Source organism: Bradyrhizobium sp. LA6.8, from assembly GCF_040547935.1.
Lineage (GTDB): Bacteria > Pseudomonadota > Alphaproteobacteria > Rhizobiales > Xanthobacteraceae > Bradyrhizobium > Bradyrhizobium barranii.
This window is the reverse complement of record NZ_JBEPQQ010000009.1, coordinates 393208-407020: the sequence shown is the minus strand read 5'-3', so window position 1 is coordinate 407020 and position 13813 is coordinate 393208. Positions and strand designations below refer to the sequence as shown.

At 61.3% G+C, this 13813-nt stretch carries 10 protein-coding genes; 2 read left to right on the top strand and 8 right to left on the bottom strand.

Annotated elements, in window-relative coordinates:
- Positions 1–6: 6 nt before the first annotated feature.
- From ABIA90_RS35995 to ABIA90_RS35985, 3 genes are read right to left on the bottom strand one after another with little or no spacing between them, the layout of a single operon-like run.
- Entirely contained in the window at positions 7–300 is a 294-nt protein-coding gene (locus ABIA90_RS35995; protein ID WP_028152034.1) for a cation:proton antiporter, read from the bottom strand.
- Positions 297–587 (bottom strand): MrpF/PhaF family protein, encoded by a 291-nt coding sequence (locus ABIA90_RS35990; protein WP_071911305.1) that lies wholly within the window; start codon positions 585–587, stop codon positions 297–299. Before ABIA90_RS35990 ends, ABIA90_RS35995 begins: the two co-directional genes overlap by 4 nt.
- On the bottom strand, positions 580–1101 hold the full coding sequence (locus ABIA90_RS35985; RefSeq protein ID WP_028152036.1) for a Na+/H+ antiporter subunit E: 522 nt from the start codon (positions 1099–1101) through the stop codon (positions 580–582). Before ABIA90_RS35985 ends, ABIA90_RS35990 begins: the two co-directional genes overlap by 8 nt.
- Positions 1102–1467: 366 nt before the next feature.
- Between ABIA90_RS35985 and ABIA90_RS35980 the strand changes: the two genes are divergently transcribed.
- Together ABIA90_RS35980 and ABIA90_RS35975 are read left to right on the top strand one after the other, a co-directional pair.
- Entirely contained in the window at positions 1468–2571 is a 1104-nt protein-coding gene (locus tag ABIA90_RS35980) for an efflux RND transporter periplasmic adaptor subunit (protein ID WP_063986176.1), read from the top strand.
- The gene (locus tag ABIA90_RS35975; RefSeq protein ID WP_354120263.1) at positions 2568–5633 is read left to right on the top strand and encodes an efflux RND transporter permease subunit; all 3066 of its coding nucleotides are present in this window, start codon (positions 2568–2570) and stop codon (positions 5631–5633) included. The genes ABIA90_RS35980 and ABIA90_RS35975 overlap by 4 nt, the downstream gene beginning before the upstream one ends.
- Before the next feature lie 6 nt (positions 5634–5639).
- On the opposite strand, the gene ABIA90_RS35970 is transcribed toward ABIA90_RS35975, so the two are convergent.
- The 5 genes from ABIA90_RS35970 to glsA form a co-directional block, all read right to left on the bottom strand.
- Positions 5640–7469: an SLC13 family permease gene (locus tag ABIA90_RS35970; RefSeq protein WP_166343459.1), complete on the bottom strand. Its 1830-nt coding sequence runs from the start codon at positions 7467–7469 to the stop codon at positions 5640–5642.
- A 52-nt stretch (positions 7470–7521) separates the two neighbouring features.
- Entirely contained in the window at positions 7522–9351 is a 1830-nt protein-coding gene (locus ABIA90_RS35965; protein ID WP_354120264.1) for an SLC13 family permease, read from the bottom strand.
- A 54-nt stretch (positions 9352–9405) separates the two neighbouring features.
- A complete protein-coding gene (locus tag ABIA90_RS35960; RefSeq protein ID WP_354120265.1) occupies positions 9406–10788 on the bottom strand; it encodes a M20/M25/M40 family metallo-hydrolase in 1383 nt (460 codons plus the stop codon).
- Between the two features lie 103 nt (positions 10789–10891).
- Entirely contained in the window at positions 10892–12541 is a 1650-nt protein-coding gene (locus ABIA90_RS35955) for an MFS transporter (RefSeq protein WP_354120266.1), read from the bottom strand.
- A 72-nt stretch (positions 12542–12613) separates the two neighbouring features.
- On the bottom strand, positions 12614–13612 hold the full coding sequence (gene glsA / locus ABIA90_RS35950) for a glutaminase A (protein ID WP_354120267.1): 999 nt from the start codon (positions 13610–13612) through the stop codon (positions 12614–12616).
- Positions 13613–13813: the final 201 nt, after the last annotated feature.

Here is a 13813-nt window from a genome sequence, read left to right as displayed (position 1 = left end):
CGATGTTCATTTGCCTGACCCGCTCTGACGTGCCGTGCGCGCAATCAATTGGGAGACGGTGGCGCCCGCGAGCAGCACGAACATCCAGATGCTGATCAGCTTCAGCCCGTCGCGCAGGCCTCCTGTTTGGGGGAGCAGCCCGAGCACGACGAAACCCAGGCCGAGGTTATCGGCCTTGCTGAGCGCGTGCAGACGAGTCAGGGTGTCGGGAAAGCGAAGAAGGCCGACGGTGCCGGCGAAAAAAAAGAATACGCCTGCCGACACTCCCGCAACCGTGATGATGTCGCGTGCGACGCTCATCTGTCCTCCCCCGGATCGGCCCCATCGGTTTCGAGGCGGGAGAGCCCCTTCTTGACGAATGCGATGGATGCGAAAGTGGCGAGCAGTGCCAGTATCAATGCCACGTCGACGGCCGCCGGCACCCCTGTCACGGTGCCGAGCAGCAGCAAGACGGCAATGCCGGCAGTCCCGATCAGTTGCGCCGCCATCATCCGGTCGGCATCTGTCGGGCCACGCAAGATCGAGACCAGCCCGAGCCCCAGCATCGCCAGGATCAAGCCGACTGCGGCCGTGAGGAATTCAGTCATTGTAGAGGGCCCGAACCAACGCCGCTTCCTCCGCGGCAAGTTCGGCAACGACCGGTTGCTCGACGTCGAGACAGTGATAGACGAGCTGCCCGTTCTCCTCCCCGGTTGGCACTGTGCCAGGCAAAAGGCTGGTGAGTGTCGTGAACACGTTCCGTTGCATCCCGCGTGAGAGGCCGGTCGGATAGAACACAAATCCCGGCCGCAGCGGCAGCCGGGGATCGAGCGCGCGGCGTGCGACGTCTACGCCGGCGACCACCGATTGGTATAGGAAAAGCAGCGCCAGGCGGACCATGGCAGGAATTGACCGCCGGGATCTGCTCGGCTCCAGCAGGTGCAGGCTTGTCCAGGTTGCTGCCGCGATTGCTGCCGCCGCGGCAGGAATATCTGTCGGATTGGCGCCGGCAAGCACGAGCCAGAGGCAAAGGAAAAATGCGGCTCTGAAAGTCGCAGTTCGCCACGATCCTCCAACCGCGACGACGGCACGCCCATATCGATCACCTGAGGACCCTGTCATCCCGGTTTCCTCGGTTGCTCCCGGATTGTGTCGTCCGGGTCTGCCGTGCTTTGAGGAAGCGCGTTTGCGCGCCCCAGACGAGAATTCAAACGGCGGAGCCGCGGCAGGGGTCGCGACTGCTTCACCTGACGATTGCATCATGCGTCGTGGACGGAACCGGCGACATCGGGTGATTGCCTGATCATGTCTCAGGAATCTGCTGATGGCCGAGCACGGATTCCATCCGGCGCCACCGAGTAGATTTACCGATGTTGACGGCGGACTCCTTCGGCAAAAATGCGGATGTCGGTACCGGGGAAAATGCGACTGCGGACTGAGCAATCCTCCCGGCAAGATCTCACTCCCGGAACGGAACAGGTCATGTTCATGCACGGCAGCCGATCCGCGCCCCGAAACATCCTCACATCGACGCTGGTGACGGCGTTCTCGCTGATGCTGGCAGGATGTGGACGGGAAACCGAAACCAAGGACGCATCTCCGCCGCGGATCGTACGCACAGCGACCGTAGAAAAACGCAAGGTCACAACGCCGCTGACATTCTCCGGACGGGTCGAGGCAGAAGACGAGGTGAATGTCGCATTCCGGATCTCGGGACGATTGTTGAGTAATGACACCAAGATAGGCGACCGGGTCAAGGCCGGCCAGGTGCTGGCACGATTGGAGTCGCAGAATGAACTGAGCACGCTGCGGCAGGCGCAGGCCTCCCTTGCCGCCGCTCAGGGGCAATTGACCCAGGCGCGCAATCACTTCGATCGTCAGGAGACGCTGTTGGCGCAGGGGTGGACCACGCGCGTCAACTATGATGCCGCAACCCAGGCACGGCAAACCGCGCAATCGCAAGTCGATGCGGCCGAAGCGCAACTGAGTTCTGCGCATGACCTCGTTGGTTTCACCGAACTCAAGGCTGATGCACCCGGTGTGATAACAGCCACAGGTCCGGTCGCCGGCGAGGTCGTCCAGGTCGGGCAGATGATCGCCAGGATCGCACGGCAGGACGGTCGCGATGCGATCTTCGATGTCCCCGCTCAATTGATCAGGTCGGCCTCCACCGATCCAGAGATCACTGTCAGCTTGGCTGACGATCCGTCGATAACGGCGCAAGGGCGCATTCGCGAAGTCGCCGCACAGGCCAGTGCTGTGACCCGAACCTTCGAGGTCAAGGTCGGCCTGACGGATCCGCCAGCCGCGATGCGGTTGGGTGCGTCAGTGATAGGGCGAGTGAGTACCACTGCAGGGCCGATGATCGATATTCCATCTTCCGCGCTGACCAGGATGAACGAGCAGCCCGCCGTATGGGTCGTCGACCCGGCCACCGCCACGGTCGCGGTGCGCAATGTGGACGTGCTGCGATTCGATGAAGCGCAGGCCATCATTTCCCAGGGGCTCGACATCGGCGAAATAGTTGTCACCGCCGGCGTCCAGGCGTTGCATCCGGGTCAGAAGGTCCGGATTCTTGGATCCGAGCCATGAGCGGAATTAATCTTTCCGACTGGGCTCTGAAACACCGTTCGCTGGTCGTCTATATGATGATGATTGCGGTGGTCGGGGGGGCGCTGTCCTATTTCCGGTTGGGGCGCAACGAAGATCCCGCCTTCATCATCAAGACCATGGTCGTCCAGGCCGCGTGGCCCGGCGCAACTGTGGAAGAGACGATGAAGCAGGTGACTGAGCGCCTCGAACGTCACTTGCAGGAAACGCCGCATCTGGACTTCCTGCGGAGCTTCACAAGGGCCGGTGTCGCGACCGTCTTTGTAAATCTGAAGGGGAGCGCGAATGCTAAACAGGTGGCCGACACCTGGTACCACGTACGAAAGACGATCGGAGACATGCGTCACACACTACCCGCAGGCGTGATCGGGCCGGGGTTTAATGACGAATTCGGTGATACATTCGGCATCATCTATGGCTTTACCAGTGACGGCTTCACTCAGCGTGAGTTGCGCGATCGGGTAGAGGACATCCGCTCAAGGCTGCTTCTCGTACCTGACGTGTCAAAGATTGAGCTTCTGGGCGAACAGGATGAAGTGATCTTCGTCGAGTTCTCCACGAAGGAGCTCGCGGCCCTCGGAATTGATCGGTCCGCTCTTATTGCGGCGCTCCAGTCGCAAAACATCGTGCGTCCGGCAGGAACGATTCAGACCGGCTTGGAAAGCATCTCGATTCGGGTATCAGGCAGCTTCCAGTCGGAGCAGGACATCGCCAACATCAATTTTTCCGCCGGCGGCCGCATGCTTCGCCTGAGCGATATTGCGCAGGTGCGACGCGGCTACACGGATCCGCCCCAGCCGATGTTTCGGATCAATGGCAAACCGGCAATAGGCCTTGCAATCGCCATGCGGGATGGCGGCGACATTCTCGCGCTCGGCGCCAATATCAGAAAGGCAATGGCGCAAATCACCGCGGATCTCCCCATTGGAATCGAGCCCAGCCTGGTCGCGGACCAGCCCGTTGTCGTCGACCAGGCGATCCGCGAGTTTACGGTCTCGCTGATGCAGGCGATCGGCATCATCATGGTGGTGAGTTTCATCAGCCTGGGCGTACGACCCGGCCTGATCATCGCGCTGGCCATACCGTTCACGCTGGCGATCGTGTTTCCGATCATGGGACTTCTCAGCATCGATATGCAGCGAATATCGCTTGGCGCGCTCATCATTGCGCTCGCATTGCTGGTCGACGATGCGATGACCACGACCGATGCGACGCTCAGTCGGCTCGCAGAGGGCGCCAGCAAGATCGAGGCGGCAACTTTCGCATATCGGACCCATGCAATGGCGATGCTCGCGGGCACGCTGGTGACGATAGCGGGCTTTATACCGGTCGGCTTTGCCGCGAGTTCCGCCGGTGAATACACGTTCTCGCTCTTCGCAGTGGTCACGATCGCACTGCTGGTTTCCTGGTTCGTTGCGGTCATTTTCACGCCACTGCTCGGAGCAGCGATCCTTGTTCCACCGAAGCAGACAAGTACGGCGGATCCAGGCAGGATCTTCCGCATGTATCGGAGTTTCCTGACTTTCGCGATGCGCGCGAAATGGCTGACGATCGCGATCTCCTTGACGCTCTTCGTTTGTTCGGTGCTTGCGCTGCCGCTCATCCCGCGACAATTCTTTCCATCGTCGGACCGTCCCGAATTGCTCGTGGACCTGAGCTTGCCGCAGAACTCGTCAATCCACGCGAGCGAGGCTGCGGCAAAGCGCCTGGATGCTGCCCTTTCGACCGATGCCGATGTGGCGCGGTGGAGCACCTATGTCGGGCGCGGCGCCATCCGCTTCTATTTGCCCCTTAATGTTCAGCTCCCGAACGATTTCTTCACGCAGGCCGTGGTGATCGCCAAGGATGTCGCTGCACGCGAGCGCCTGCATTCCAAGCTCGAAAAGCTGCTCGCGCAGGAGTTTCCTAACGCGATTGCGTTCGTTTCTCCGCTTGAGCTCGGACCGCCGGTTGGATGGCCGGTGCAGTATCGGGTCAGCGGGCCCGACGTAGAGCGGGTGCGCGAAATCGCACTCAAAGTCGGACAGATCGTAGCCTCCAGTCCGGACACCAAACAGGTGAATTTCGATTGGATGGAACCCAATCGCCAAGTGCGTATTCGCGTGGACCAGAACGAGGCTCGCCTTCTCGGCCTCAGTTCGCAAGCGATCGCGACGGTCCTGAATACGGTCATATCCGGCACACCCATTACCCAGGTTCGCGACGATATCTATCTGGTCAATGTGGTGGCGCGCGCGACCAACGAGCAGAGGGGCTCGCTGGACGGTCTGCGCAACTTGCAGGTGGCGCTGCCGGGTGGGCAGACTGTTCCTCTCAGCCAGTTCGCCTCCTTCGAATATGACCAGGAGTTTCCGCTCGTCTGGCGGCGCGACCGCATTCCGACCCTGACGGTTCAGGCTGCCATTGCCGGCGACAAGCTGCCGGAGAGCGTGGTTACGTCGCTCTCGATGGCGATCGAGAACTTCAGAAAGAGCCTTCCTTCGGGGTACAGCGTCGTCGTGGGTGGCACCGTGGAGGAAAGTCAGAAGTCGCAGGCGTCTGTGCTGGCGGTGGTGCCGGTGATGCTGTTCGTCATGTTTACCGTCCTCATGGTGCAGCTCCAGAGCTTTCCGAGACTGTTCATGGTGCTCAGCGTGGCGCCGCTCGGCCTTATCGGCGTGGTTGCAGCGTTGATGCTGTCCGGCAGGCCCCTGGGTTTTGTCGCCATTCTCGGCGTACTCGCGCTGCTCGGCATGATCAGCAAGAACGCGGTCATTCTGATCGGTCAGATCGACGCCGAACGCGCTTTGGGCAAGACGGCCTGGGACGCTGCGGTGGATGCCAGCAGTTCCCGTTTTCGGCCGATCATGTTGACGGCCGTATCGACTGTTCTCGGGATGATTCCAATCGCGCCAACAGTATTCTGGGGACCGATGGCATTCGCGATCATGGGCGGACTCCTTGTCGCCACCGTTCTGACGCTGGTCTTCCTGCCGACGCTGTATGTAGCCTGGTTTGCGCGGGACGAGAAAGAGCAACCGTCCGCGGGATCGCGCCCGGCCTGACGGCCGCTAAAATCGGAGCAGCCAAGGCACCAGCGCCAGGGTCGTTACCATCACGACGACGGTAAAAGGGACACCAATCTTCAAGAAATCGCCGAAACCGTAATTGCCCGGTCCGACCACCAAGGTGTTCACCGGCGAAGACACAGGCGTCATGAAGGCGGCCGAGGCTGCGATGGCGATAGTCATTGCGAAGGGATACGGCGAGGCGCCGATGTCCTTCGCGACAGCGAGCGCTACTGGCGCCATGAGCACCGCGGTTGCCGTATTCGAGATGAACAGGCCAAGGGTAGCCGTGATCACGAAGAGCAGCGCCAACAGGACTCGCGGTGATGCCTCGCCCGCAAGATGCGTCACCGCGTCGGCGGCGAGATCGACGCCACCGGTTCGTTGCAGCGCCAGCGAAAAGGGCAGCATGCCGACAATAAGAACCAGGCTCTTCCAATTGATCGAGGCATAGGCGCTGTTGAAATCCACGCAGCCCAGCAACCCCATCAGCAAGCAGCCGATCAGAACCGCGTGCACGTTCGGCACCACACCGCTGACCATCATACCGACCGTCAAAGCCAGCACCGCCAGAGCCTGAGGTGCGAGGTTCGCGGCCGGCAGAACCTCTTTGTGCTCGGTCGGCAGGTTCAGGACGACAAGATCCGAGAATTCGGATCGCAGCTTGCGGATGTCAGACCAGAAGCCGGTCAGCAGAAGGGTGTCACCGACCTTCAAGGTCTCATCGAGCAGCCCCTGGCTCACGACCTCGCGACCGTGCCGCAACCCCAGCACCGTCAATCCCATTTCGCTGCGCACCCGCGCTTGCAAAATGCTCTGGCCAATCAGCTTGGACTCCGCCGGGACGATGACTTCGACCATGCCGATCTCCTGCGAACGATCGGTGAAGTAGCCGCAATCGCCCAAAGGGAGCTTTTCGACCATATAGTCATTCAGCATCCGGTTGGTTTCGGCAGGGGACGCGATAACGTCGAGCAGCAAGATCTGCCCCGCGGCGAGCTCGGTCCTTGCGTTCGGGCGGATCGCCTCGGACCCGAAGCGGCCGGGAAGCTCGATGGCGAGCAAATTCACGCCACTGTTCCGGAGCGGGAGCTCTTCCAGGCGCTTGCCGACCAGCGGCGAGTCAGTCAGCACGCGTACGCGTAAGGCGCGATCGGTGAGGCCATACTGCGTTACCCAATCAAGCAAGTTCGGCTGACGGCGCTCGCCGTCCACACGCTTGGCCGAGACGGGCAGAAACCGCCGCGCGAACAGCATATAGGCAATGCCGAGCGCCAGGAATGTGAGCCCAAAGGGCGTGAAGCTGAAAAAGCCGAAGCCTGCCGCACCCTGGCGGATCAGCTCGGCGTTGACCACGAGATTCGGCGCCGTCGCGACCAGGGTGAGCATGCCACTGATCAGGGCCGCAAAGCTCAAGGGCATCATCAGCTGGCTCGGCGCGGCGCCCGTGTTCTGACAGATGCGCAGCACGACCGGGATGAATATGGCCACCACGGCGGTCGAACTCATGAATGCACCGAGCCCGCTGACCGCGAGCATCAGCAGCACCAGCATGCGCGTCTCGCTGCTGCCGGCGGTCGCATTCAGCCAGTCGCCGAGGCGACGCGCCACACCGGTGCGCACCAGCCCTTCTCCGATCACGAAGAGGCCCGCGATCAGCACGATGCTGGGATCACTGAACCCCGCCAGCGCCTCGTTGATGGTAATCACCCCAGTAAATGGCATGATCACGATCATCAGCAGCGCGACCGCATCCATGCGCGGGCGATTGGCCATAAACATCACGATCGCGGCCGCAAGCAGCAGAAGAACCAAAGCAAGATTGGTGTTCATGCGGAAATACCCGGTCGGTTAAGACGCAAACCAATCATCCTGCGCAAACTGCTCATCCTGCGAATGGCCAGAGCATGGGCACGAGAAACGTGCCTACCAGGAAGAACCAGAGCAGCAACGGTAGACCCATCCTCCAGAAATCGCCAAATCGATAGCCGCCGGGGCCCTGCACCATGAGGCTCGCTGAGGCGGCGATTGGCGTAAGAAAGGAAGCGGCCGCAGCCACCGCCACAGTCACCAGCGCGGTGCGCGGCGAGACACCGACGGCTTCCGCGGAGGCAATCGCTATCGGAATGACGATGAGTGTCGTCGCTGTGCTGCTGATCAACTGGCCGATTAGCGCCGTGAGCAAAAACAGCCCCGCCAGCAGCGCGTACGGGCTCGCATTGCCGACAATGGCAACGAGTGTATCGGCGATGAGATAGGCTGCACCCGTCTTGTACATGGCGGTCGAGAGCGGGATCAGCGAAGCGACCATGATCAGCACGTTCCAGTTGATCGCCCGATAGGCTCGTTCGATCTTGAGTACACGCAACAGGATCACCGCGCAGGCCGCCGCCAATCCAGCGACGACTCTTGGCACGACGCCCGTCGCTAGCAGCGTAACCATGACCGCGAGAATGACAATGGCGCGTATGGAGCCGGTGCCCAGGGGCCTGGCCTGGCTGCGGATCATGTCAGGGGCAGCAACGACGAGCACGTTGGGATCTCGCCCGTACTCCTCAAGCGCTTCCCAACGGCCTTGCAGCAACAGCGTGTCACCCGCCGCAAGAACGGTTTCGCCCGGTCCGAGATTCTCGCCGCCGCGTTGAACGCCCAGGATAATCAGATCGCCACTTTCGGTGACCATGCCGGGGAAGACGGTCTCACCGATCAGACGAGAGCGGGGCGGCAGCACCACCTCGGAAAAGCCATGGCTATCGTTGAACAGTGCCTCCCGCATTTTGCCGATCGTCTCCTGGCAGGGCGTCAGGCCATGCTGCTCCGCGAACGCGTCCATCGCCGCCTGCTCACCGCGCATGATGAGCCGATCGCCTTCCACGAGAGAATGTTGCCACGAGATGCTGTTCTGGCGGCGAGGGCGAATAGCGATGAAGCTGAGTTCCGGGTGGTTCTCGCGCTCCAGCCGCGATTCCAGTACTGCCTGCAACGTGCCGCGATAGGGCGAGGCGGCGGTGATCTCGAGCTGGTACACCTGGTCAAACAGCTTGTATTGCTCGGTCAGCATGCGCGAATGGTGGCTTAGATCCTCCGGCATTTCCCGGCTAGTGCGCACCGGCAGCAGCGTATCGCCGAAAAGAATCACGATGGCCACGGTGCCTGCCAGGAGCGGTACGCCGATTACCGTCATCTCGAAAAAGCCGAAGGGCGCGAGGCCGACATCGCTTGCCGCGTCGGAAAGCAGCACGTTCACAAGGCTTCCGGTCAGTACCAGCATCGAACCCGAATAGGAGGCGAAGGCGAGAGGCATCATGAGTTGCGCAGGCGGACGCTTGAGCCGGACGGAGACGATCACCAGCATGGGCAGCAGGGCAGCCACTGCGCCACCCGAGCCGATCAGCGCCGTGAGAAAGGCCACGAGCAACATCGACAGCACCAACAGGCGTGTCCGGCTTTCGCCGGCGTAACGGATCAGCACCTGGCCTGCCCACGTGGTGACGCCGGACGAATCCAGGCCGGCACTCACCACGAAGAGCGAAGCAATGAAGAGTATTGTGGTGTCGCCGAAGCCTGCCAGCGCCTCGGAGAGCTCCAGAATGCCGGTCGCGTAAAGCACGAGTGTCGCACTTAGCGCCACGACCGCGACTGGCACCTGGTTCGAGACGAACAGCAGCACCATCGTGGCGATGATGGCGAAGGTAATGAGTATATGCGGCGTCATCGCACCTCGCGAGGGCGGTCTGGCCTAGAGCCAGCGCTGCGTGCCCGTGCCGCTCTACCGCGACAGCGCTTCCAGAATACGTGCCCAGGAGCGGATGCCCTTATGGAAGCTCTTGAGATTGTACTTCTCGTTGGGGCTGTGGATGCGGTCATCCTCGAGGCCGAAGCCCGCAAGCACCACGTCCATGCCCAGCGATTGTTTGAGCTGATGGGTTACGGGAATGGAGCCGCCACCGCCGATGAAGACTGCGGGCTTGCCCCATTCGGCCGTCAGTGCGTCGCGCGCCTTGCCGAAGGCCGGGGCCTCGATCGGGAAGCGGATCGCCTGACCCGCGCCATGCTCCAGGAATTCCACACGGCAATCGGCCGGGACGCGTGCATGCACATGCTCCCGGAAGGCTTTGCGGATGGCATGGGGGTCCTGATCGAAAACCAGGCGGAAAGACACCTTCGCCGATGCCATGGCGGGAATTACGGTCTTGAATCCGGCCCCCTGGTAGCCGCCGCCCATGCCGTTGATTTCGCAGGTCGGGCGCGACCAGACCATCTCCAGCGCGTCGCGGCCCTTCTCGCCGGCTGGAATCGAAAGCCCGATGGCGCCGAGGAAGGACTTTGCGCTGAAGTTCAGGCTGTCCCATTGCTCGCGCAGCGCCTTCGGTAGTTCCGGTACGCCGTCATAGAAGCCGCGCAGCGTGACGCGTCCGTTGTCGTCGTGCAGGTCAGAGAGGGTGCGGGCGAGGATGCGGTTCGGATTGGCCGCGGCCGAACCATAGAAGCCCGAGTGCAGGTCGCGGTCGGCGGCGTGTATGATGACCTCTTCACCGCAGAGTCCGCGCAGCATGGTCTGGATCGCCGGCGTCTCGTGGTCCCACATGTTGGTGTCGCAGATCAGGCCGATATCTGCGCGCAGCTCCGCGGCATGGGCATCGAGAAAGCCCGGCAGGTTCACGCCACCGGATTCCTCTTCGCCCTCCAGCAGGATCGAAACCGGAATCGGCAGTTTGCCGGTGACCGCCTTCCAGGCGCGGCAGGCCTCGACAAAGGCCATGAGTTGGCCTTTGTCGTCCGCGGCGCCGCGGCCCGTGATGATCTTCGCGCCATCGGGCATCGTCTGGATAGACGGGTCAAAGGGATCGCGCTCCCAGAGCTCGAGCGGATCGACCGGCTGCACATCGTAATGGCCGTAGAACAGTGCCGAGGGACCGGGCACGCTGCGGTCATGTGCCACGACCATCGGGTGCCCCGGTGTCGGGCGCACCGAGGCGTCGAAGCCAATGCTCTTGAGGTCGGCCACGTGCCATTCGGCATTGGCCGTACATTCGGCCTTGTAAGCCGGATCGGTCGAAATCGACTTGATGCGCAGGATCGCGAACAGACGCTCGAGAGCCGCATCGAGATTTGCGTCGACGTTGGACAGGACATCATCGAGCTTGGTCATGGAGCCCTCCGGAGGGTCTTCTGAGCCGTTGGTCAGTACGCGGGCGCGATCGCCACATTGTCCGTCGTAGCAAACGCTGTTTCTTGCCAGGAGGTTACGATTGCTATTCGTTCCTTCCGCGCTTACGCGGCGCCGGGTCGGGAATTTCGCCTGGCAGGAAGTTGGGCAGCTTCCCTGCCGGGAATATCGCAAGCAAGGCAACGCCAGCCATGATGAGGAGGCCAATTTTCAAAGCGCGTAATCGCACGACAGTGTTGACGCGCACCGCTTCCGCCACTTGAGCCGGAGAGGCCGTGGTTTGCTCCATCACGCTCTGCAGCCGGTCATTGCTGATGAAGGTGATGTTATCCAGGTCCAGCTGCGCCTGTATCTCAGGCGGCAATTTTGGATTTTCGGCGATGGTCCGCAAAACAGCCGCGCTTAACAGGCCGACGAGCAGTGCCCCGGCCACCGCTGTGCCGACGGCCGCGGCGAGATTGTTGGTCGTGCCGCGCAGCGAGCCGACGTCACCCGCGAGCTCTTTCGGCGAAGCCGTGACCAGCACGTTGAACAGCAGTGTGACCAGCGATCCCTGTCCAATGCCGAAAATCACCAGCCCAAGGAGAACCGGGACGGCGCTCCAATCATTCCTCACGACAAAGGCGAGCCAAAGGAGCGCCACAGTGCAGAGTATGAAGCCACAGCGTCCGATCTGCCTCGGCGTGAACCGACCATAGAATCGCACGATCAGCATCGCCGCGAAGAAGACGGTGAGGTTGAAGGGCATCATGGCGATTGTTGTCGCCAGCGGCGTGCGCCCCTGCACGATCTGGATGTATAATGGAACCGAGAAATTGAGCATCGCTTCCAGCGCTACGACAGCAAACATCGCATACACCGCCGCCCGCTCCTGCGGGGAGTCGATCACCTCGAGCGCAAGAAGCGGCGTCTTCCCCGCAGCCTGCTGTCTGTGGGTCCAACTCAGAAAGCCCTGACCGAGCACGATACCCATCACGATCATGATCGGGGCGGGAGATACGCCAAAGAGGTCGAATGGCGCATTGGGCCCCGCCAATCCCAGCCCCCACCGATTGAGGTTGTTGAAACCGAAGCTGATCAGAATGATGGCTGCGGCAGCGAGAATGACACCTACGAAATCGATCCGGACCTCCGGACGCGCCTCATCGGGCTTGAGACGAAAGCTCAAAAGGAAAACCACAGCCGACACGGCGATCAGAATCCCGAACGCAGGGCGCCATCCGATGAATGTGCCTAGAGTACCGCCGATTACAAACGCCAGAACGCCCGCAGCGGCACGCGCGGAGCCCAATGCGCCAACGGCTGTTGCCTGCTGCCGCCCCTTGTAGTTTTCCGCGATAAGCGCGACCAACGACGGTACGATCACCGCACCAGCCGCGCCGGACAAGGATTGCGCAGTAATCATGAGATCCGCGTTTGGACTGAACGTCATCAACGCCTGCGCGGCGCCGAACACGGCAACGGCAACGCGGAATACGTGCGTCGCCCCGTAGCGCTGTGTCAGCTTCGCACCGAGCATGACGAAGCCGGCAACAAGCATCGAATAAGCCACGATACCGGTGGCGACAGTCGTGGGCGGAACGCCAAAACTGTTGACCATCCCTCCCAGCGCAACCGGCAAGGAGGCGACGTTGAAGGACATGATCATCTGGCCGAGGGCGATGGTGATCATCGGCACCCAGGATGCATTCTCTTCTTCAACGGAGTGAACCGTCGTCGCAGATGCCATCGTCATGGCGTGTCCCCTGTCATTTTTTCTGAAGTCCAGCCACAGTCAGTGCGGGCTGAATCTCCGACAATTGCAAACCTACGCTTCCGGGTTGGACATGAATAAATCCATGCCCAGCCGCTGCGACAGATACTTCGCTACAAGCTGTCCCTTGACGCTGTTTCCGGCGCTGTCGAGCGGCGGCGCAAAAGTCCCCAGACCGCCCTTTCCGGGGGAGACCGTGACGATCCCGCCGCCGATGCCGCTCTTGCCCGGTAGCCCGACATCGTAAAGCCAATCGCCTGATGTCTCGTACATTCCGGCAGTCGTCATGACGGCCAGTGCGTAGTGGCAGACCGACGGATCGACCACGCGCACTTTCGTGATGGGGTTCACGCCACCGTCCGCCAAAGTCGCACCCATCACCGCCAGATCCTTGGCACTCACATTCAGCGCGCATTGTCTGGTGTAAAGATCTGTCGCCTCTGCCGGATCACAGTAAATCCGTTCGAAACTCTGGAGCAGGCGGGCGATGCTCTGGTTTCGGAAGTTGGTCTCCGTCGCCGAGGCATAAACCTCGTCGTTAAGCGCAAGCGGACGTCCGGCGAACTGTGACAATCCGTCGTAGATAAACTTCCATTTCGCATTAGCCGTCGCCCCCGGGACGAGGCTTGTCGTCGCAATCGCGCCTGCATTCACCATCGGATTTGTGCGGCCATCGGGGTTGCGTTCGACGGCAGCGAGCGAGTTGAACGGAAGTCCGGTCGCGTTCGCTCCAAGCTTCTGGCGTGCCTGCGCCGCGCCGAGGACCTGACAGACCAATGCAAAGATGAACGGCTTGGAAACGCTCATGATCGAGAATTCGTATTCGGCCGCCCCTACGGCGTAGACCGCGCCGTTGGTGCCGACCACGCAAACGCCGAACAGGTCGCTCGGCACCTCGGCGAGCGCGGGATATACTTGAGAGTTCTTGCCGTCCGTATTTGATTTGTAGCGCGCGTACACCTCGTCGATCAGCGAGATGACTTCAGCTTCGGCTGGCAAGTGTCCGGTTGATACGTAGGAATAGTTGTTGTCGGCATCGGCGTTCGCATTCATAGCGCGTTCCAAGCCTCCATAATGAGAAGCACCGAGGGAGCCCCGACATGTGTCGGGTCAAACGCTCCTCACTCGCCGTTTTCGTTCACTGCCTTTAGCGAGGCCCAACGGACCGTCATCTAACGTTGATTTTCCTTGGTGAACAATCAGGCCATTTACCCGGACATCTCGGGGTTTTTCCGGGTTAGGGCTGCCTTGCGC

Coding starts and splice junctions, on each gene's coding strand:
- ABIA90_RS35995 (WP_028152034.1), bottom strand. CDS start 300: ATGAGCGTCGCACGCGACATCATCACGGTTGCGGGAGTGTCGGCAGGC.
- ABIA90_RS35990 (WP_071911305.1), bottom strand. CDS start 587: ATGACTGAATTCCTCACGGCCGCAGTCGGCTTGATCCTGGCGATGCTG.
- ABIA90_RS35985 (WP_028152036.1), bottom strand. CDS start 1,101: ATGACAGGGTCCTCAGGTGATCGATATGGGCGTGCCGTCGTCGCGGTT.
- ABIA90_RS35980 (WP_063986176.1), top strand. CDS start 1,468: ATGCACGGCAGCCGATCCGCGCCCCGAAACATCCTCACATCGACGCTG.
- ABIA90_RS35975 (WP_354120263.1), top strand. CDS start 2,568: ATGAGCGGAATTAATCTTTCCGACTGGGCTCTGAAACACCGTTCGCTG.
- ABIA90_RS35970 (WP_166343459.1), bottom strand. CDS start 7,469: ATGAACACCAATCTTGCTTTGGTTCTTCTGCTGCTTGCGGCCGCGATC.
- ABIA90_RS35965 (WP_354120264.1), bottom strand. CDS start 9,351: ATGACGCCGCATATACTCATTACCTTCGCCATCATCGCCACGATGGTG.
- ABIA90_RS35960 (WP_354120265.1), bottom strand. CDS start 10,788: ATGACCAAGCTCGATGATGTCCTGTCCAACGTCGACGCAAATCTCGAT.
- ABIA90_RS35955 (WP_354120266.1), bottom strand. CDS start 12,541: ATGACGATGGCATCTGCGACGACGGTTCACTCCGTTGAAGAAGAGAAT.
- glsA (WP_354120267.1), bottom strand. CDS start 13,612: ATGAATGCGAACGCCGATGCCGACAACAACTATTCCTACGTATCAACC.